The organism is Lysinibacillus sp. RS11 (assembly GCF_042019215.1).
GTDB lineage: Bacteria > Bacillota > Bacilli > Bacillales_A > Planococcaceae > Lysinibacillus > Lysinibacillus xylanilyticus_A.
Window position 1 is genome coordinate 4300128 of record NZ_CP168124.1, and the last position, 21572, is coordinate 4321699.

Genomic DNA, 21572 nt, shown 5'->3' on the forward strand with positions numbered 1-21572 from the left:
GTAAAAATGTAAAACGGCTGTAGCTCTCCATAATTTCATGCTACAGTTATTTTACTTACTATTATAAAGGAGTTCAACTATATGAATATGTTATACGAGCCTGCTATTCACTTTCAACAGGTCAGCTTTTCAGCAAATAACAAAACGATATTAAAAGCGATTACGGGGTCATTCCCTAAAGGCAAAATCACAACTTTAGTTGGTCCTTCAGGTGCTGGTAAAACAACACTGCTTAAATTATGTAATGGTCTGTTAACGCCAACAGATGGTCAAATATTAATTGATAATCAATCTATTTCTACATACGAACCAACTACTTTAAGAAAGCATGTAGGCATCGCTCTTCAAGCCGCACCCATGATAGCGGGCACAGTGTTTGAAAATCTTGCACTTCCTCGTTCGTTACAAGAAAAAAAACTGACAAAGCAAGAAGCCATTCAATATTTACAAGATGTTGGATTAGATCAGAGCTTTTTACAACGTCCTACAAATGGGTTATCCGGCGGACAACGGCAAAAGGTCTCTATTGCCAGAACACTTATTAATCAATCTTCTATTTTATTGTTAGACGAAATCACATCTGCACTAGACCGTCAATCTGTGCAGGAAATTGAGACACTTATTGCTTCTATCAATAAAAAATACAATGTCACAATGATCTGGATAACGCATAATTTACAGCAAGCATTAACAATTGGGCATTATACTTGGGTCATGATGGATGGTGAGCTAATTGAAACAGGAAAAAGCTCCTTACTAAACGCCCCTACAGATCCACGTGTCGCAGAATTTGTACAGGGGGTAAATGCATGACCTATATATCACTTTCCCTAACATTAATTTTTGTTTTTATCCCACTGTTACTGTCTAAAACGTTAAAGCTTGGACTTGAAAAAGATACAATCCTTGCAACAATACGTTCAATTATTCAACTGCTTGCAGTAGGCTATATTTTAAAATTTGTTTTTGATGCCCAAAGCTATATGTATATTTTTCTTATGGTTGCATTAATGATCGTAGTAGCAACATTAAATGCTCGCAAAAAAGGAAAGGGTATTAAAGGCATCACATGGAAAATAGCACTAACTCTTATTGTAATAGAATTTGTTACACAAGGTGTATTGCTTGGCTTTAATATTGTTCCAGCAACTGCACAATATATTATTCCAATTAGTGGTATGATGATTGGCAACTCAATGGTATTATCTATTTTATTTTTAAATCGTTTTACAGCAGAAATTACAAGTCACCAAAATGAAATTGAGTTAATTTTATCCCTTGGAGGCACACCAAAACAAGCAATTCATCGACAGCTAATTAATGCGGTAAAAGCAAGTATGATTCCTACAATCGAAAGCCAAAAAACGATTGGTCTCGTACAATTGCCAGGTATGATGAGCGGCCAAATAATTGGTGGTGCAGACCCTATTCAAGCAGTGCAATTTCAACTCCTAATCATTTTCGCCCTTCTAACAACTGCGACATTATCGAGCATAATGATAGGTTTTTTAAGCTATCCTGCACTTTTTAATGAACGCATGCAACTACTCGAAATGAAATAATTGTTATGGTGAAATCAATATATATTTTCTAAATTATGTTATACTAAGAAGAAAATGCAGTGAGGAGAATGACCATGTTATTACGCGATTTTTTCATCCACTTATCTGAAAACCAACTATTAAATAGTTCTGCCAAAAAATACGGTCTAAAATTAGGAGCACAAAATGTAGTAGCTGGTACAAATATTGAAGAAACAATTGCAAGCATCAAAGAACTTAATGCACATAATATCTCTTGCACAGTAGATAATTTAGGGGAATTTGTTTCAACTGAAGAAGAAGCAACGAAAGCTAAAGAACAAATCCTTGCTGTTATTGAAGCTATTCATGAAAACAGTGTTAACGCACATATTTCGTTAAAGCCCTCTCAATTAGGCTTAGATATTGATGTTGATTTTTGCTACGACAATTTATATGAGATTGTAGAAAAAGCAGCAGCATATGATATATTTGTTAACTTTGATATGGAAGACTACGGTCGTTTACAAACTTCCTTTGATATGGTTGAAGAGCTATCCAAAACTTTTAATAATGTGGGTACTGTTATCCAATCTTACTTTTACCGTGCAAAAGACGATATCGAAAAATTCAAAAACTATCGTCTACGTATCGTAAAAGGTGCTTATAAAGAACCTGTAGAAGTTGCTTTCCAAGATAAATTAGATATCGATTTAAACTTCATTGAGTTAATCGAATATCATTTACTAAACGGTAAATTTACGTCCATCGCAACACATGACCATAATGTGATTGCTCACGTAAAACGATTTGTAGCAGACAATAATATTCCGCTCGATAAATTCGAATTCCAAATGCTTTACGGCTTCCGTACAGATATGCAAAAAGAGCTTGCTAAAGAAGGCTATAATTTCTGTGTATATGTACCATTCGGTGAAGATTGGTACGGCTACTTTATGCGCCGTTTAGCAGAGCGTCCTCAAAACATTAATCTTGTGACAAAGCAAGTATTTACGAAAAAAACGAACACAGTCCTTGCTGTAGCAGCAGGTGCATTCGTTCTTGGACGTTTAACAAAACGTAAGAAATAAGGTTTATATATAAAGAAGCCAGAAGCTTAGTCGAATAAGCTTCTGGCTTTAGTTTTGGCTATTTAAAAAGGCTATACGGTGAAAATAACTTGTTACAATTTGTTCCTCTAACTAAAGTTGCTCTAATATTTACATAGGCAATTATCAAGCCTCTTTCCCCACTGCGTTCAGTTTAGAGCAGTAAGACGCCCTCCTCAAAATTCTGTGAAAGCAAAGAATATAGGCTGGAGGTTAACTGCCCGATTGGTGAAGATTAATCATCAGCGGAGATGAAGAACCCCCACTGATTGAAGTTTCACTTTATTCAACATGTAAAGCAATAGTTGAAACAATTGTTTCTGCCGCGTACTCCCATTTACCATCAATATAGCTTCCTAGTTTTTGCCCAAGCTCTTGTATCATTTCTAGCGTAATCGGGATATCATTTTTTTCTGCTAATGTAGCAATAAATGGAGCTGATAAACTTGTCCATCCACCTCGATCAATTTTGATCTCCACTTTTTTTACTTCTCCGTTTTCTTTTTCAATATGGTAGTATAGCTGATCATCTGGACGCCAACTTAAATGATGGGAGATCTGACCATCTACTACTGTTAGTTCATTTTTTTTCGTAATACCAGCTGGTTTTACATTAAATTCATGACCTAGTACATTTAGTTTTTTAATTTCAGGGCCGCCTAACGCTGCCTGAACAGCTTTGTCCATACTATTTTGTAATGGGATAGATGTCTCTGTCTCTGTCTCAACTACTGGATTAACCATCTCATTGCTTGCAGCAAAAGCGGCTGAAGGATATGCGCTAGTCACGGCAAATGTTGTTGCTAATAATGCTGTTGATGTAACTTTCATAATTTTTCTCATAATCATTTTCATCCTTCCTATTAAAACATTTATAGTTTTCTAAATATTATCATTTGTAGTCAAAATATACAATATCCTAATATATTTTTTTATGACAAAAGGCACTGAATTTAAAATAATTCAATGCCTTTTGTCTATTTTTAATCTATACATCCCCTTAGGTATAAGGGTATTCACGATAACTTCTTAAGCTACTTATTTATTCCAGCCTTTTTCTTTAAAGCGGGCAATGGCTTCAATACGATTCCCAACATTTAATTTTTCTAAAATAGTGGAGATATAATTACGAACAGTCCCTGCCGATAAAAATAATTCTGCTGCAATTTCTTTTGTCGTTTTTCCCTCTGCAACAAGTGTCAGCACCTGACTCTCACGTTCAGTTAAAGGATTTTCACTATCATCCTCATAAACAAAATCAACGAGTTCAGGCGCATAAATTCTTTTACCATCCATAATTGTGCGAATGGCACTGACCAATTCTTCTATCGGACTATCCTTTAAAAGATAGCCTCGAACACTGGCCTTTCGTGCACGCTCAAAATAACCAGGCCTCGCAAATGTCGTTAATATAATTACTTTACAATCGGAACCAGAGCCATGCAGCTCCTCGGCAGCATCCAGTCCTGTTTTCAATGGCATTTCAATATCCATAATACAAATATCAGGCTGATGCTCTTCTACAAGCGCCAATGCCTCCTCACCATTTTTTGCTAAGCCGACGACCTCCATATCATCCTCCATACTAAGTAAAGAACGAAGTGCGCCTAATAGCATACCTTGATCTTCAGCAATTACAATTCGTATCATGTCACAACCCTCTTTTCTATATGTTCTTCAGATTTTCTTTGACCTTCTGATGCGTAATCGCCACTGGAATCGACACCGTTAATGTAGTACCCTCTTCACTTTCGATTTTAAAGGAACCGTTAATAAACTCTAAGCGTTCACGCATTCCCTTCAATCCGTTTCCTGTTTTCCAAGCTTGTTTTTTTGTGATGCCATGTCCATTATCACGAACTACTAAATATACTTCCTTAAAATTTTGATGGAAGGCTATTTCGCATTTTGTAGCACCACTATGCTTAACGACATTATTAACTGCCTCTTTTAAGCACATGGATAATACATTTTCTACAAGTGGTGGAACTTGCAGTTTATCTTTATCTCCATCAAATACGAATTCCATTTCGGCCGCCTTTAACATTTGAGAAATACGCATAAGCTCATCCTCAAACCTAGCTGTTCGCATATCTGATACTAATTCACGTACCTCTTTTAATGCGATACTCGCCGTTTGACGAATATCCTTAATCTCTGTTAGAGCCTGCTGTGGATCACGTTCAATTAATCTTGAAGCTAAGTCACTTTTCAAGCCTATCATCGATAATTTTTGACCGAGCGTATCATGTAAGTCACGAGCAATACGTTGTCTTTCCTCAAAAACAATTAACTCAGCTATTCGTTCATTAGCAGTCTCAAGCTGACCCTCTAAATTTTCACGTTTATTTTTTGAATAAATCGTTAGTGGCATAAGCACCACTACTAAAATCGTTAAAACAACAAATGGTAGTTGTGATAAAAATAATTGTAGCTCAACAAAGAAGCCAATACCTGTCGAAATAACCGTAAAGCCAATATGTAATCCATATATAATATAGAAGCCAACAGGTCTACGAATATTTCCTATAAAGAAAGCTGTAAAAATTGATAAATACACATAACCATACAATATAGTCATAACGATATTAATGACCATCTCAAAACTAATCCACATATAAACTAGACCGCTTTTCGAATTCATGGAAAACCGATAGAAGATAAAATAGAGCATTAAAAATGTAATCCCTATTGATATGTCAATATAAGATGATTTTCTAAAAATGAAGAAAAACGGTAGAAAACAGAAAATAATCCATAAATATATACTGAGCATCGGACTATTCGGAATAATACTATGCCATTTCCTCATCATAATCTCACGCTCTTTCCTACTTTTCCCTCATTATAACAAGAAAATTAATTTTATGCCTGTACATGGTTATCAGTGTATGAGCCATATTGCAATAGACTACTCATTTATGTAAAACAGCCATCCCTTAGAAGAGATGGCTGAAAAAAATTTTTACTAAGCAGCAAGACTGCCTCTTGCTTTTCGTTTGATTATTTCATTAACGTCTTTAAAGGATACAAACTTACCTTGATCTTCATCATATAACTTGAAGCGTAATGATTCCAAGCTTTTACGTAATGTAATAGTCGTTGCCGTGTGTAATGGCGGTATTTCATTATGCGCTTGTTCAAGATTATAGTTCGGCACACGTGGAGCTAAATGATGTACATGGTGGAAACCAATATTGCCTGTAATCCATTGTAATAGTTTCGGTAATTTATAATACGAGCTACCTTCAACAGCAGCCTTTACATAATCCCACTCAGATTCATGCTCAAAATAAGAATCTTCATACGTATGTTGGATGAAAAATAACCAAATGCCAAGAGAGGCAGCAACATACAACGTTACAACATGCACTAATACGAATGCTTGCCATCCCATAAAGTAAATTAACGCAACACAAATTCCCGTAATGACTATATTTGTTAAATAAGTGTTAAAACGTTCTTTCTGTTTAGCGTCATTACGATTACGACGGTTTAAAATTAACACCATAAACAGTGGTCCTAAGCCAAACATTACGAATGGATTACGGTAAAAACGATACCATAAACGTTGTCCTTTAGATGCTTGTAAAAACTCTTCCACTGTCATCATATCAATATCACCAATACCACGCTTGTCTAAGTTCGAGCTAGTTGCGTGGTGAATTGTATGCTCACGCTTCCATTTTTCATATGGGAATGATGTTAACACTCCAGTTACAAAACCAACCCAGTCGTTTGCTTTTTTACTTTTGAAAAATGAACCGTGTGTACAATCATGGAAAATAATAAATGTTCTTACGACAAAACCAGCAGAAATTACACTTAAACCAACTGTTAACCATGGTGAAATATCCACCAACATATATGCAGCTACCCATAGAGCGATTAACGGTACAATCGTATTGACCATTTGAAAAATACTTTTAGCTGTATCAGATTTCGCAAATGGTGCTACATCCTGGCGCAGTTTTTTTGTTTTTTCTTTATCTGTTGCCATCGTTTTACTCCCTCGTTTCCTTTTTCTTATGACCTCATCATAAAACATGAGTGTAAACTAGCAACAGATGCAAACATCATAAAAAGGATATGACATTTGTCATACCCTTTTTTATGCTTTTGGTCCAGTTAATTGTAGCTGATAAAACATAAGATCTAGCCATTGTCCAAATTTAAAGCCTGCATTTTTAATTGTCCCTGCATATTCAAAGCCTAATTTTTCATGTGCTTTAATGCTGCCCATATTTTCACCATCAATGCCAGCTACGAGAGTCTTCACACCTCGCTCTTCTGCAATTCGAATAAGTTCATGCATTAACTTCGTAGCAATACCCTTTTGATAGTGATCTTTATGCACATACACTGAGTGCTCCATAGTGTGTTTATAACCAGGGTATGGACGGAACTGACTATATGTTGCAAAGCCGGCTACTATGCCGTTTTCATCAAAGATAAGGAGAGGATTGCTAGATGCTTGCTGCTCCTTAAACCACTGCTTTTTTTCTTCTAACGATTGTGTCTCATATCGATAAACAGCTTTGCTCGTTAAAATAATGTCATTGTAGATGGCTAAAACCTCGGGTAAATCTTTCTCTTCCATTAATCGAATCATCATACTCACTTCCTTCATTAATAGAAATAGACCTAAAGCGCACTGTCATAGGGGGCATCGAATCTAACTCCAATCAACTTATGCATATGTTTTAACAAAGTATCATCCCCCAACTTTCAGTGATGAGTCACTTATTTCAACTTTACACATTAAAATATCGAGCATCCGGATGTGCAAAGACAATCGCCGACACAGAAGCTTCTGGCTCCATCATAAAGCCTTCCGTTAAATGAACACCAATGTCCTCCGGTTTTAATAAACCAAACAATTTCTCTTGATCCTCTAGGTTCGGACATGCAGGATAGCCGAATGAGAAGCGCTGTCCTTGATATTTTGCCGCAAAACGATCACGCATTGTAAAATCTGTCGCATCTGAGAAGCCCCACTGGTCACGAATTTCTTGGTGCATACGCTCCGCAAAGCCTTCCGCAAGCTCAAGCGCTGTAGATTGTAATGCATGACTTTCGAGGAATTTCCCTTCTTCTTTTAGCTGACGAGCCTTTGCCATGACACCTTGCCCTGCCGTTACGACCATTAAGGCAATATAGTCCATTTCACCGCTTTCGACTGTTTTTAGGTAATCTGCTAGACATAAAAACGGTTCAATCTGCTGACGCGGGAAGGTAAATCGTTCAATTTCCGTTTTACTATCCGCTGGGTCATAAACGACTACATCATCCCCATCTGCTTGTGCAGGGAAAAACTGATACATACCTGATGGCTTCAATAGATCACCTTGCAAATAATCATCGACTAAGTCTTTTAATTCTGTTGCTCTTGCATCACCAGCATCAAGTAATTGCTGAACTTGCCCCTTTAAACCTAGATGATGCCCGAGTAATGTCCGCATATTAACATATGGATATAAATGCGAAACAGCATACTCTCGCTTTACATGGCGTCGCAAATCAGCCGGAAGAAAGACAGAAGCTTCTTGTACCGTGCGTGCAGGCTTTACAGTTACTTCTTTTGCAGGACGAGCCGCTCTTTTTTCGTCTGCCTCTAAACGTTTTTTCCGTGATTCCTCAATTTCAACTAAGAAGTCAGCACGTGTATCCGCCCCCATTAACCGATTCGCCTGCTCTAATCCTTGCATCGCATCCTTTGAATAAATGACAGGTCCATTATATTCGCCGGCGATTTTCGTTTCAGTAAAGCGACGAGATAATGCAGCCCCTCCTACTAAAATCGGTACGTCAATACCCGCTTCCTTGAAGTCCTGAGCTGTAATAACCATTTGCTGTGCTGATTTTACAAGTAAGCCAGAAAGTCCAATGAAATCTGGCTTTTCCTTACGAATGGCTTCAATTAATTGGGCAGGTGTTACTTTAATGCCAAGATCAACAACTTTAAAGCCATTATTACTTAAAATAATATCGACTAGGTTTTTCCCAATATCATGCACATCACCTTTTACAGTAGCAAGTACCATTTTCCCCTTACCAGTACTCTCTTCATTTTTCTCCATAAATTGTTCTAAATGTGCCACTGCTGCCTTCATAACTCCTGCTGATTGCAATACTTCCGCTACGATTAGCTGATTATCATTAAATAAGCGACCAACCTCAGCCATTCCATCCATTAATGGTCCATTAATAATATCTAGTGGCATTTGGAAAATTTCACGAGCAGCATCTAAATCCTCAATAAGACCTTCCTTTGTACCCTCTAGAATATAGTAAGCCAAACGACCTTCTACCGTTTTCGGAATATCTGCCTCCGTTTTTTCCTTCTTTTTATCACGATAGAAATCCGTGAAAACGGCTAATGTTTCGTCATTTGTATTAAAGAGTAATTCATTGGCTAGCTTAATTTCCGCTTCAGGAATAGATGCATAACGTTCCAGCTTTTCGGTATTAACAATTGCATAATCTAAACCAGCCTGTGTACAGTGATATAAATACACAGCATTTAATACTTCCCGACCTACAGGTGGTAATCCGAATGAAATATTACTTACACCAAGCACTGTTAATGTACGTGGCATTTTTTCTTTAATAAGGCGAATCCCTTCAACTGTTTCAAGTGCTGAGCCAATATACTGCTCATCTCCCGTACCTACAGGGAACATTAATGGGTCAAAAATGATATCCTCAGGTGCAATGCCCCACTTTTCTGTTAACAAATTATAGGATCGCTCAGCAATCTCTAGCTTGCGGTGTCGATCAACCGCCATGCCTTGCTCATCAATTGTACCCACAACTAAGGAGGCACCATATTTTTTCACTAACGGTAAAACTGCATCAAAACGCTCCTCGCCATCTTCTAAGTTAATAGAATTGATGATAGCTTTTCCTTGAGAAAACTTAAGTGCCTCTTCAATTACTTTTTCATCTGTCGAGTCAATAACAAGAGGTACTTTTACTTTTTTTACAACCTCTTGCATAAAACCTTGCATATCAGCTAATTCATCGCGATCAGGATTCGCTAAACAAATATCAATAACATGTGCTCCATTTTTCACTTGGGCACGAGCGATTTCAGCTGCTTCCTCAAATTTTCCGTCAATAATTAAATTTTTAAACTTTCTAGAGCCGATGACATTTGTACGTTCCCCAATAAATAATGGACGCATGGAATCGTCGTACACTAATGGCTCGATACCTGATACTACATGACCATGCGTTGCAACTGGTAATTGGCGAGGCTTTTCGTTCCTTAGCACCTCTCGAATTGCTGCAATATGTGCTGGCGTTGTACCACAGCAACCTCCGACAATATTCAGCCAACCCTTTTCTGCAAAACCTTTTAATTTCTGAGATAACGATTCAGGCGACTCATGGTAGCAACCTTCCTCATCAGGTAAGCCCGCATTCGGATAACAGCTAATATAGCCAGTTGAAAGCTCTGCTAGTGAGCGAATGTGGTCAGTCATAAACTCTGGTCCCGTCGCACAGTTTAAGCCAACTGATAACGGCTTAATATGCTCAATAGAAATGTAGAAAGCATCGATTGTTTGACCGGCAAGTGTCGTGCCCATCGGTTCAATTGTTCCCGATATCATCACAGGGAGCTCTTTTCCAGTTGCTTCAAAAGCACGAGATACTCCTAGAGTCCCCGCCTTCACATTCAACATATCCTGACTTGTTTCTAGCAATAGAACGTCCGCCCCAGCTTCGATTAATGCCTTGGCCTGAACGTAAAAGTTTTCCTCTAACTCGTCAAATGAAATACCACCTGTTACCGACAAGGTTTTTGTAGTTGGCCCCATAGCCCCCGCTACAAAACGTGGCCAATCGGATGTTGAAAATTCATCTACTACTTTGCGCGCAATTTCCACAGCACGTTTATTGATCTCTTCTGCCTTTGCGCCAAGATCATATTCGTTTAGTACAAGTGGTGTTCCACCAAATGTATTTGTACAAATAATATCTGCTCCAGCCTCTAAATATTTTCTATGAACTTTTTCAAGCACATCTGGTCTAGTTAGCACAAGATTTTCATTACAGCCATCGTATTCCTCGCCGCCAAAATCCTCCGCTAATAAATTTTCATTTTGTAGCATTGTACCCATTGCGCCATCAAGAATTAATATTCGTTTCTCAAGTTGTTCTTCAATCAAGTGCTTAGCCATTTATACTTACCCCTTTTTTCTGTTCATCCAATTGCTCAATATATTTCATCAATTCAAGTGTCATATCATAGCGCAGAAACGGTGTGATAAGATAAATGCCATTGAAATATTCCGCTGCTACTTCTACTAATTCCTTGGCAATTGCAATCCCTTCTAGTGTTGCGCGTTCCTTATCATCACCACAAGCCTTCATACGCGTTAACGCATCATCTGATAGTTTGATGCCTGGTACTTCATGATGTAAAAACTCCGCACTTTTATAGCTCGTTACTGGCATAATACCTATATATATTGGTGTTTCTAAATGCTTTGTCGCCTCGTAAATTTCCACGATTTTTTCCTTTGTATAAACAGGCTGTGAAATAAAATAATCTGCCCCATGTTCAATTTTCTTTTCTAATCGAGACACAGCACGATCTAGTACACGTACATTAGGATTAAACGCTGCCGCTACAGAGAAATTCGCCTTTTTACGAAGTGGTTTCCCTGAGAACGATACACCTTCATTTAACTGTTTTATTAATTGGATTAGTTCCATTGAAGATACGTCATAAACGCTAGTCGCCCCTGGGAAATCACCTACCTTTGTCGGATCTCCAGTAACCGCTAAAATATCATGAATCCCAAGTGCATTTAATCCCATTAAATGTGATTGAAGACCAATTAAATTACGATCTCGGCATGTTATATGTGTCAATGGGCGTACCCCATGTACTTCTTTTAATAGGGCACCCATCGCAATATTACTAATCCTTGGCGATGCCAGTGAATTATCAGCCATCATGACTACATCTGCACCAGCTTTATACAATTTTTCGGCACCTTCAATAAAGCCTTCAATTTCTAAATGTCTAGGAGTATCTAACTCCACGATAACTGAGCGTTCTCGTTTTACTTTTACATGTAACGGCTCATAATTTGGCGGCTCTGCCTCACGTAAAACTGCGATTTTTTCTGGCTTTGCGTGCTTTTCCTCAACTGGAGATAGCGCCTCTAAATACTTTTTCACTGCGGCAATATGCTTGGGTGTCGTACCACAGCAGCCACCTATTAAACGCACTCCTTGATCACGAAGTGCTATAGCTGCTCGCCCAAAATAATCTGCCTCAGATTCATAAACGACACGGCCATCCTCCAAATCAAGAAGAGAGGCATTCGGATACGCTGACATAAATGCCTTTTCAGGAAGCTCTACACCTTCAAATGCTTGAATAGTATGGTGTGGGCCTAAGCGACAGTTAACACCCACGATATCAGCACCTAGCGCTTCAAGTTTATGTAAAGCGGCGTTTAAACTCATTCCATTTTGCAAAATGCCTGGTTCGTGCATAGAAACTTGCGCAATAATCGGTAATTTTGTTTTAGCTCGTAACATTGTTAAAGTTGCTGTCAGCTCTTCAAAATCATAATATGTTTCAAGTAAAAGACCATCTGGATTTCCCGCAAGTAAAACAGTTGTTTGCTCTTCGACCGTTGCCAGAATTTCCTCTAACGTTGCATCACTCTTTCGAATACCACGGATTCCTCCAATAGTACCCAAGACAAATTGTCCACCATCTGCCGCCGCTCGTTTGGCAATCGTAATAGCAGCTTCATTAAACTGCTGCACACGTGATTCTAATCCATAGCGAGCTAATTTTATGGCATTAGCTCCATACGTGTTTGTTTGAATAATGTCGGCTCCAGCTGCTATATACTCTCTATGAATCTTTTCAATTAATTCTGGTCTTTGAACATTCATTTCCTCATGGCAGTACTCCAAGCCATAGCCGTATAAAAGCGTACCAATTGCACCATCTGCTGTAAGAACATTCGTTTTTAACTTTTCAAGCAATCCCATAAAACTAGCCTCTCTTCCCTTATCTATCAAATAAAAAAGCCTTCTTTCAAAAAAAGAAGGCTTTTACGTTTCGTAATTGTTTTTCCTTCTCATCTTCGACACATTGGTCTTCTGGATTTAGCACCTGACAAAAAGTTGGTTGCTGAAGCTTCATAGGGCCAGTCCCTCAGCTTCTCTTGATAAGAATGTAGTATGAATTTTTTAAATAATTAAAAGAATCATATCGTTTACGAACGATAGAGTCAAGACTATTTCACTGAACAAAAGATATTTTCTACGAAAAAAATATTATTTTTCGATTTTTATCAAACAATTACAATAGTTTTTCAGCAAGTTCCTCACCAATTTTTTTCCCGTTTTGAATACAAGCCCCTATGCCTACTCCAAAATAAGAGCATCCCGCTATTAATAAATTTGGATAGTTGTTCTCAAGCTCTTGCACTAGACCTTGTAACGCCTCACGATGTGCCAAGTCATACTTCGGCATTTGATCAATCCATTTTGTCACATCGACAACAGTTGGTTTTTCCTCAATCCCCAAGCTTTTTCTTACATCCTCTAAGGCAACAGCTGCTAATTCTTCATCTGTCATCATACGCAATCTCTCATACGCAGGGTTAATGCTCTTATAAAAAAGTCGTACAAGTAATTTCCCTTCTGCAGAGGTGTGCTTCCACTTGCGACTTGTCCACGTTGCTGCATTACATATAACATCGGAATTATGTGATACAATATAGCCTGTTCCATCTGCTGGTAATCTATGATCGGGTACGTCAAATCCTAAGTAAATCGTAATGGCTGATGCAGTATTGAATTGACCAAAATAGCGATTCAATGATTCATCTTGCAATAAGTTTTGTACCGAATCGTTAGGAAGTGCCAAAACAACATGATCTGCTTCAATCATTTTATCGTTTGCTAAAGTAACGATATATTGATTCTCCTGCTTTTTAACACTAGTCGTAGCAATTCCTTTCACAATTTCTACATCTGTTAAAGTTTCTTCAAGTCGTTCAATTAGTGACGATAAACCATTTTTAAATGAAATAAATTTTTTATTAGCAGCTTTCACAAATTGCTCTCTGTTTGCATCAAAACCTTTAATAATACTACCGTAATCATTTTTATAATCGATTAAATACGGTAATGTGGAAGCAATTGAAAGTTGATTTAAATCTCCCGAATATACACCTGCAAGTACTGGTGCTATTTGATTTTGAACAAGCTCCTCACCTAAATAATACGTTAAAAATTCCCCAATCGAGCTTTCCTTTGTAAACCCTTCATTTGGCATTGTTAAATCCTTTAATGCTGCTTTTTTCCCTTCTTCTGATACAAGCGTACTTTCCTCAAGTGATGGTAAGCTCATTGGAATTCCGAACGTCGAGTCTGCTGGGATAGCATGTAACTCATTATTTGTATAAATATACGAAATACCAGTTTCGTTATAAACAAGATTCTGTTTAAAATCAAGTTCCTTTACTAACTCTAAAACACCTTTATGACGTGCAACAATGGAATCTGCTCCTGTTTCCAGGATAAAGCCTTGTTTATACGCTGAGTGCAGCTTGCCACCTAGATATGTATTTTTTTCAACGAGCACAAGCTTCACATCTAGGTTTTTCTCTCGAATCTGACGTTGCAAATAATGCATTGTGCACAATCCTGTAATTCCGCCACCTAATACAACAACTGTTTTCATGTTAAACCGCCCCTATTTTTAGTTCTTTATTCAGTATAAACTTTTTTACCTAAAAATTACGCAAAACACTTTACAAATTTAGCAAAAATGGAGCTACCCAGCATTTGGGATAGCTCCATTTTTTCATTACTATATATTTATGTAGAGATCATCAAAAATACTTTTGCGTCATTTCTTCAAACTTTATGAAAACACCCATCTAACGTCCTCTAGACTCATTGGATTATATATATATTAATAGTTGATATAGTGTTTTTATGTCCTAGAATGTGTGGTGTTTTTTATATTAATTAGTTTAGATTTTGGGCAACATTCGCTAATTTTTCAGCAGAACTCGTTACCTCTTCAAAGGCAATACCTAATTCATTGAGAATTTCCGCTATCGCTAGAACTTCTTTTTCCATACAATCATTTTGTTCTTTAGCTTCAGTCATAGAATTTAATATATTGGTAAATTGTCCTTCTGTTTGTACCATATTTCCTTCCCCAGATGCGACCTCTTCTTGTATATTACTAAGGGAATGAACAAGTTTATCAATCCGATCATTCGTTTTGTGTAATAACGTCGCTACAGAAGTAACAGATTCTTTTGTTTGAATCGATAATTTTCGAACCTCATCCGCAACAACACTAAAGCCTTTCCCCGCTTCTCCAGCACGAGCCGCTTCTATAGCTGCGTTTAATGCTAACAAATTTGTTTGGTTCGCAATATTCGTGACAACACTCATGATAGATTCCATTTCCTTTGACATCTCAGTCAACTGTTCAGTATTTTCCGTTATATCATTAAGAGAATGAATAATATTATTCATATTTTGTGATTGACTTTTTAATTGTTCCCGACCTTCTAATGCCTGATTCTCAGCCATCGCCGACACTTGAATTGACTTTTTGGCTAATAGTTTAATTTCATCTGATTGTTTACTTAAGCGCTGAAATGAGTTATTTGTTTCCTGAGATATTGTGGCAAGACCCTCTGAAGATTCTATTATTTTCTTCTCCACGACTTCTTTCTTTCGTTCCATCATTTCCTTATGCTGCTCAACAGTGTTCTCAAATGCTTCTAGAACCAATTGTTGCTCAAAATTAGATATCTTCGAAATAGCTCGAATTGTACTGAACTGGTCCTTTGGATGAGTTATATACTGCTCAACTAAATCAATAAATGATACCGTCAAATCTTGAAAAGCACAAATATACCATTGTGTTCTTAGACCTATATGTACATGTACCTTTGCAATTTTAATTCGTCTAAGATAAAACTCTTCATCAATGATCCCATTAAACATTTCGATAATATGCCGACGTAGTGTAACCTTCAATTTTTCTACAGAACTATGTCTATTAATAATATCTACTAAGTCACGTTCAGTTACAATCATTGAGTAAAACCTGTCAACAATTCCATCAATATTATCCATAACAAATGGTTGAAAGGCTTTTAAATATTGTAAATCCTGCTTTGTTAAATTTAGCATTTCAATTTGCTTTACCATTGACTGGTGATTTGGTACATCCATTTTTACAATGTATTGTTGCAAATCTAACGCCGTTGTCTTTCTCTGTTTTTGAAAAATCACACATTTTCCTTCTTTCATAACGTGAACTTTTGCAAGGCTGAGGAAAATCCATTCCGTTTACAAAAATATTAGAAAACACGCTCTTATTTTCGATCATACACAACAGATTAATATACCGAAATAACACCAAATGAGCCAAAATTATTAACCGCTGTTTCAAAATCACTCAATATACCTTATACATTTTATAAATAGCTGTCAATTTCTTATGCTCATTTTTTTAACATAAATTGCATAAAAAGTCCTTATCATCGAACTAATTGCTCAGAAACATAAAAAGCTACCAATATACTATTTGGCAGCCAATTTATATCATCTTTTGTTACTCATGCTTATTTCTTCTTGTTTTTGTTTGTCAAAATTATCTCATCATTATATTAGTATTTATACAATGAGTAAAAACCGATAACATATACCTATTAAAAAACTAAAAACTAAGATCTTTTACCTAAATGAAAAAAGGAATAATTGAATCTAAACACCCGTTAGTTTTTAACAAAAAATTTACATTCCTTTTAATTCTTGAAGTAAAATAGCTGCCTCCTCATTACCTGCATCTGCCGCAAGTCCATACCACTTAATCGCCTCTTGAATATTTCTAGCTATTCCATCCCCTTTATTATAAATATGCCCTAGTTGTAATTTAGCTTGAGAATCGCCTTGAAGAGCAGCCTGTTTAAACCAATGTATTCCCTTTTCTATATTGCGAATACCTGTTAATCCTTTGCTCCAAATAAATCCTAAATCATAAAAAGCGTCTACATGATATCGCTCCGCAGCTCTTTCATACCAATATAGCCCATTGTTCGCATCTCTAGGTTGGCCTAAACGCCCCTCTAAATAGATTCCTCCCAGCCTATATTGTGCTTCAATATAGCCTGCTTCAGCAGATTTTTTATAGTAGATAAATGCCTGCTCATCATCAATGTCAACACCTAGTCCTTGCTCGTAAATAATTCCGAGCGTAAACATTGCCTCTGCAACGCCTTTTTTTGCGGCGAAGTCGAACCATTTTTTCGCAAGTACCATATTTTCTTGTACACCTTCACCGTTAAAGTACATATCGGCTAAGTTATTCGCTGCGTCTGGATGCCCCTGTTTTGCCGCAGCCTCATACAATATAAAAGCCTGATTATAGTTTTCTTGCACACCCATACCTTCAAAATAAAAATTACCAAGTGCATATTGTGCGTCAGCATTGCCCTGTGCTGCCGCTAACTCAAACCACTTTATCGATTTTTTAGGTTGGAAATGTGTATCGTCAATTGCACTATAATATTCTCCAAGCTGAAATTGAGCATCTGCATCCTGTTCCTCAATGGCATCTTTGTATAAGTCAATAATTATCTCATGATCCAAATCTTCTTCATCAAACGCCTGTACCTGATCATCCTGGTGAATAAAATACCATTCCAATACATCAAGTACATCATCAACAACTTCAACGCGATTCGCTAACTTCTCCAGCGAAGAAATTTGCCAAATGAATATATAAATAGGGAGTGGAATGGCTTCACGCAGTAAATCATCATATTCTGCTAAAAGCGTTAACACATTCTCCTGTACTGACTGTGTCTGCTCTGGATGTATAATTTGTAAATGTCTTTGTTGATTTTTTTTCAAAAGTCCTCGCACAACTTGATACAATATTTTGTGCAAGACTGTTAATTTCACTTCTTCAACCGTTATCAAATTAATCTTTTGTGCAAACCACGTATCCTGTGTTTGCGTGAGCTTTTGTAGGGATTCAATTCGCTCGTTATTTTGTTTTGCTAAAAATTGTCCATACATTAGTTTTCCCCCCTTGCACAGTATCAATTTCACCTTGGCCTACTTGTAGCTGTCGCTTTGCTTACGCTACAAAAACATTTTAGCTGTCCCTTCATTAACACTTCGCTTTCTCCTGAATGAATATAAAAACTGCCTTACCAACATTATATGGAAGATAGTTCTAAATTGGTTACACATATGATCTCAATATTAATCCAATGAACAATGTGATGAATAAAAAGATAGTAACATGAATCCATTTATACATTTCTAATAAACCGATAAATTCACGAGTAAAGGCATTTGGTAAATAGTAAAGGGCTGTCTTTGAACCAACACCTTGTGCATCTAGCCTCGCCTTTTTGGCATAAATACTTGCTCGAAAAACATGAAAATTATTCGTCACAAATAAAGATCGATATTTTTTTCCTTGGGCATGTTTATCCATAATTTCTTTAGAGAATACCAAATTCTGTTCAGTATTTGTCGATTGATCTTCCATTAATATTTTTTTAGTTGGTATTTGATGTACGTCAACTACATATTTTTTCATCGCATATGCTTCTGATACTTTTTCATCACTTCCCTGACCACCTGAGACAATAATGTAAGGTCGTTCCCCATATTTTTTATATTGCTTTACCGCCTCGTCTAAACGACTAGCTAAAAGTGGCGGTACTTTATCACCAATTAGCCCTGATCCTAGCGCAATAATATAGTTAGGCTCATAGAAAATAGGTGTGAAAAGGTATATAGCCGCATAAGCCATCACACTTGTATATAAAAACATTGTATAACCAAAAATCAAAAACGCATAGAAGAAAAGAATATGCCAAATCTCATGTTCAATATTCGTGAAAATAACAAATACATACCAAATCATCATGATAAAAAATACTAAGCCAAAAACAGCTAACAATAGATTACGAACTTTACGTCCTTCTTTTTCAAGTAAAACTTTACTATTAAAAAATGTAGCAATCGATAATATAAACATCATACTCGGGAAACTGCCAAGTATAATGACTATCCCCATTTTTGACATAATCCCCTGTTCATTTGGTAGTAATAAAGGATAATGACTAATTATTGTGCTCAAAATATACAAACCTAAAAAACCTAGCACTACTGCATTGAAGAATCGTCTTTTTTCCGTTATATATAACAATAAAAAAATTGCAATTGTTAATACTATTGCTGTATTCACCGTCTCACACCTTTCTTTTTACACCATTTTTACACTTATTCCCTATTGACACTTCTTGTTCAAATTTGTTGATATACCTAATTTAATGAAAGCGATTATTTTATTTTTTGTGATTGTTCATGTAAGATTACTATTAAGAACTAGTTTATGACGAATCTAAATATTATATTGGAGGAATATAAGTAATGAAAAAAATTCTTGCCGCTCTTTTTGCAGCTACACTTATGTTTTCGACTGTTGGTGCAACATTGTTCATTTCTGATACACCAACTGCAGAAGCTAAATCAGGTAAAAAAGGATATTCAAACAATAATAACAATAGCTCAAATATCCAAAAATCTCAGGATACTTCTAAAGATCAAAATAATGTAACAACAAATAAAAACACGAACAAAACGGATTCAACAGCTAAGAAAGGCGGCTTCTTCTCAGGTGGCCTTATGAAAGGTTTAATGCTTGGTGGCTTAGCAGGCTTATTATTCGGAGGTCTTTTCAGCGGAATGGGTATGCTTGGTAACATTTTAGGCTTAATAGTTAACGTTGCAGCCATCGCTATTATTGTAATGCTAGTTGTAAAAGTTATTAATATGTTTAAAGACAAAAAACGTAAAGAGGAAGCACAATGGCACAAGTAATTAATGAGCAAGATATTATTAATGCAATTTGCTTATCACAAGCCTATTATAAAAACATTCGCCCTGAAGATGTACTTGTAGAACTAACATACGATGATGACACAGGCTTTGGTGCAGAAGTTGAAGTTAATGGGCAAATCGAGATATTCAATACCGCAGCCATGATTGGCGCACTACGTGTATGGATTAAAGATGTCCTACATCTTGATCCATTTTCAACTGGTATCGCACTCGTTCTAGACGATGAGGAAGGTATTATTGCTAGACTATCGTAAATAAGAAAAATAATAGCAGTTCACTAAATCTTAAATGAGATTTAGTGAACTGCTTTGTTTTATTATTATTTGACTTCAGTATTTTTTAATAGACTACTAAAATTCACAAATATTTTTGCTGCATGGCTACGTTTTGTCGGAGCCTCTGGTGAAAATTCCCCTTCATTACCTCTAACAATACCTTGTTCATATAACATTGTTATTGCACGTTTAGTTTCTTCATTGTAAGAAGCAATATCAGAAAATGGTGCTTTTCCTTTCACAGCATAAGGGTGTTTTAGCTGATGTTCATATGCACGATTAATCATTAATGCTAATTGAGCACGAGTAACTGGCTGTCCTGGGTTAAACTTCTCACCCGTTCCCTTAACTAGCCCATATGCGTAAGCTGCTGCAATTTCTGACTGCGTGCCGACATCATAGCTTGATATATCTGTAAATGGTGCCTGTTCTTTCGTCGTTAAACCTAGACTTCTAACAAGTATACTAGCAGCCTGTGCACGGGTAACATTTTGTTCAGGTCTAAACGTACCATCTACATAGCCTTTCATAATCCCTTCTTCTGCGGCCTTCAGAATAAATTCCTTCGCCCAATGATTTTCTATATCAGTAAAGCTTAAAGTCCTTTCTGTAGTAAAAGTAACTGTTGGACTTTGAACACTTTCATTGCCAGCTGCATCTACTGCTTTAACATTTACCGTGTATGCAGTATTTTTTGATAATTTATCTAAAGTTATAGCTGTTGTATCTGCATTTTGTGTAAATGCTAGCTTACCGTTTACATATACGTTGTAATTAGTGATCCCTACATTATCCTTCGCTTCTTGCCAGCTTAGTTTTACAGTTGTACTATCTTTTATGTTTACTTGGATAGCCTTTGATACATCCCATAAAATACTTTCTTTAATCGCTGGTAAAAAACCCTCGTTCGCTACTGCTAAATAACCTGCTTCACTTAAATGAATATTTTCTGGGTTTGGTAAATAGCTTGGAACATCTTTCGCTATAATATCGTAAGTTGGTACAAAGATAGCTCCTGCTTTTTCAACAGTTGTTTTAATCGTTGTATTCATAACTGTTAATAGCATTTTAAATTGTTTCTGTACATCCTCCCTATAGTACGGGAAAGAATTATAATATCCCATAACATACACTTGAGCGTTCGGATTTAACTTCTTAATTTCTTCTAAAATTGTTGCAATATTTTTTATTGCTCCTTGTGATGCCTTTAACATCGCTGCTGCATTAATACCAGTTGTCTGAGACTCTTTTAAAATAGGTATTAAATCATTGGCGCCAGCTGTCAAAGTAATGATTTCAGCCTCTTTAATAGACGTACGAAGTTTTACCTTGTCACTTTGATAACCGAATCCTGTTACAGGCTTTTCCACATCATTTTGTATATCTTCCAATACATTTTTTGTTGTGTAGCCTGAATAAGCAAACCCCTTATTATAAGAAGTGATGAAACCATCTTGATGTAAAGCTTGTGCCACAAAATCTGCGTAACCTAAACCAATTATGCCAACCTCATTCATACCATGTGCCAAGGAATCGCCAAGTGCTACGTAATCCGCCTGAGACACCCAACTTGGCGCTATGGAATCTCTCTGCTCCACAGCGTTTGCTCCTACTGGCATCGCTAATTGCAACGCCAGTACACCAGCTGCTAAAAATCGAAATTTCTTTGATAATTGCATAATTACTCCCTCCACTTCTACTAATTACTATTTTAATAGATGAAGGAT

The 21572-nt window shown here is 36.7% G+C and carries 17 protein-coding genes, 1 pseudogene and 1 riboswitch; of the genes and pseudogenes, 5 read left to right on the top strand and 13 right to left on the bottom strand.

Annotated features, from left to right (window positions below; genetic code table 11):
• Positions 1 to 81 precede the first annotated feature (81 nt).
• The 3 genes from AB9L17_RS22195 (at position 82) to AB9L17_RS22205 (ending at position 2611) form a co-directional block, all read left to right on the top strand.
• A complete protein-coding gene (locus tag AB9L17_RS22195) occupies positions 82 to 813 on the top strand; it encodes a phosphate ABC transporter ATP-binding protein (RefSeq protein WP_223555364.1) in 732 nt (243 codons plus the stop codon).
• Complete coding sequence (locus AB9L17_RS22200) at positions 810 to 1562, top strand: ABC transporter permease (RefSeq protein ID WP_068986415.1); 753 nt, start codon at positions 810 to 812, stop codon at positions 1560 to 1562. Before AB9L17_RS22195 ends, AB9L17_RS22200 begins: the two co-directional genes overlap by 4 nt.
• 74 nt (positions 1563 to 1636) lie before the next feature.
• A complete protein-coding gene (locus AB9L17_RS22205; protein WP_068986416.1) occupies positions 1637 to 2611 on the top strand; it encodes a proline dehydrogenase family protein in 975 nt (324 codons plus the stop codon).
• Between the two features lie 300 nt (positions 2612 to 2911).
• Here the strand turns inward: AB9L17_RS22205 and AB9L17_RS22210 are convergent, their stop codons facing one another.
• The 12 genes and pseudogenes from AB9L17_RS22210 to AB9L17_RS22265 form a co-directional block, all read right to left on the bottom strand.
• Positions 2912 to 3472 carry a hypothetical protein gene (locus AB9L17_RS22210; protein ID WP_068986456.1) on the bottom strand — a complete coding sequence of 187 codons (561 nt, stop codon included), beginning with the start codon at positions 3470 to 3472 and terminating at the stop codon, positions 2912 to 2914.
• A gap of 195 nt (positions 3473 to 3667) precedes the next feature.
• Complete coding sequence (locus tag AB9L17_RS22215; protein WP_068986417.1) at positions 3668 to 4279, bottom strand: response regulator transcription factor; 612 nt, start codon at positions 4277 to 4279, stop codon at positions 3668 to 3670.
• 16 nt (positions 4280 to 4295) lie between these two features.
• The gene (locus AB9L17_RS22220; RefSeq protein ID WP_422655647.1) at positions 4296 to 5441 is read right to left on the bottom strand and encodes a sensor histidine kinase; all 1146 of its coding nucleotides are present in this window, start codon (positions 5439 to 5441) and stop codon (positions 4296 to 4298) included.
• Between the two features lie 156 nt (positions 5442 to 5597).
• Positions 5598 to 6629, bottom strand: a complete 1032-nt coding sequence (locus tag AB9L17_RS22225) for a fatty acid desaturase (protein ID WP_068986419.1) — start codon at positions 6627 to 6629, stop codon at positions 5598 to 5600.
• A gap of 111 nt (positions 6630 to 6740) precedes the next feature.
• Positions 6741 to 7241 (bottom strand): GNAT family N-acetyltransferase, encoded by a 501-nt coding sequence (locus tag AB9L17_RS22230; RefSeq protein ID WP_375200822.1) that lies wholly within the window; start codon positions 7239 to 7241, stop codon positions 6741 to 6743.
• Positions 7242 to 7383: 142 nt separating this feature from the next.
• The gene (metH, locus tag AB9L17_RS22235; protein WP_375199813.1) at positions 7384 to 10815 is read right to left on the bottom strand and encodes a methionine synthase; all 3432 of its coding nucleotides are present in this window, start codon (positions 10813 to 10815) and stop codon (positions 7384 to 7386) included.
• Entirely contained in the window at positions 10808 to 12655 is a 1848-nt protein-coding gene (locus tag AB9L17_RS22240; protein WP_068986422.1) for a bifunctional homocysteine S-methyltransferase/methylenetetrahydrofolate reductase, read from the bottom strand. The genes metH and AB9L17_RS22240 overlap by 8 nt, the downstream gene beginning before the upstream one ends.
• An 86-nt stretch (positions 12656 to 12741) precedes the next feature.
• Positions 12742 to 12841: riboswitch (SAM riboswitch) on the bottom strand.
• A 127-nt stretch (positions 12842 to 12968) separates the two neighbouring features.
• Complete coding sequence (locus AB9L17_RS22245; RefSeq protein ID WP_375199814.1) at positions 12969 to 14357, bottom strand: protoporphyrinogen oxidase; 1389 nt, start codon at positions 14355 to 14357, stop codon at positions 12969 to 12971.
• Between the two features lie 290 nt (positions 14358 to 14647).
• A complete protein-coding gene (locus tag AB9L17_RS22250) occupies positions 14648 to 15385 on the bottom strand; it encodes a methyl-accepting chemotaxis protein (protein ID WP_375200823.1) in 738 nt (245 codons plus the stop codon).
• A gap of 30 nt (positions 15386 to 15415) precedes the next feature.
• Positions 15416 to 15955: pseudogene (locus AB9L17_RS22255) on the bottom strand (protoglobin domain-containing protein); the annotation flags it as partial.
• Between the two features lie 486 nt (positions 15956 to 16441).
• On the bottom strand, positions 16442 to 17728 hold the full coding sequence (locus AB9L17_RS22260) for an SEL1-like repeat protein (protein WP_068986425.1): 1287 nt from the start codon (positions 17726 to 17728) through the stop codon (positions 16442 to 16444).
• 169 nt (positions 17729 to 17897) lie between these two features.
• Positions 17898 to 18914: a YdcF family protein gene (locus AB9L17_RS22265; RefSeq protein ID WP_223555356.1), complete on the bottom strand. Its 1017-nt coding sequence runs from the start codon at positions 18912 to 18914 to the stop codon at positions 17898 to 17900.
• Positions 18915 to 19099: 185 nt separating this feature from the next.
• Between AB9L17_RS22265 and AB9L17_RS22270 the strand changes: the two genes are divergently transcribed.
• Positions 19100 to 19549, top strand: coding sequence for a hypothetical protein (locus tag AB9L17_RS22270; RefSeq protein WP_375199815.1), 450 nt, complete (start codon positions 19100 to 19102; stop codon positions 19547 to 19549).
• Positions 19537 to 19824: a DUF2653 family protein gene (locus AB9L17_RS22275; protein WP_068986427.1), complete on the top strand. Its 288-nt coding sequence runs from the start codon at positions 19537 to 19539 to the stop codon at positions 19822 to 19824. The genes AB9L17_RS22270 and AB9L17_RS22275 overlap by 13 nt, the downstream gene beginning before the upstream one ends.
• A 65-nt stretch (positions 19825 to 19889) precedes the next feature.
• On the opposite strand, the gene AB9L17_RS22280 is transcribed toward AB9L17_RS22275, so the two are convergent.
• Positions 19890 to 21524, bottom strand: a complete 1635-nt coding sequence (locus AB9L17_RS22280) for an S-layer homology domain-containing protein (protein WP_375199816.1) — start codon at positions 21522 to 21524, stop codon at positions 19890 to 19892.
• Positions 21525 to 21572: the final 48 nt, after the last annotated feature.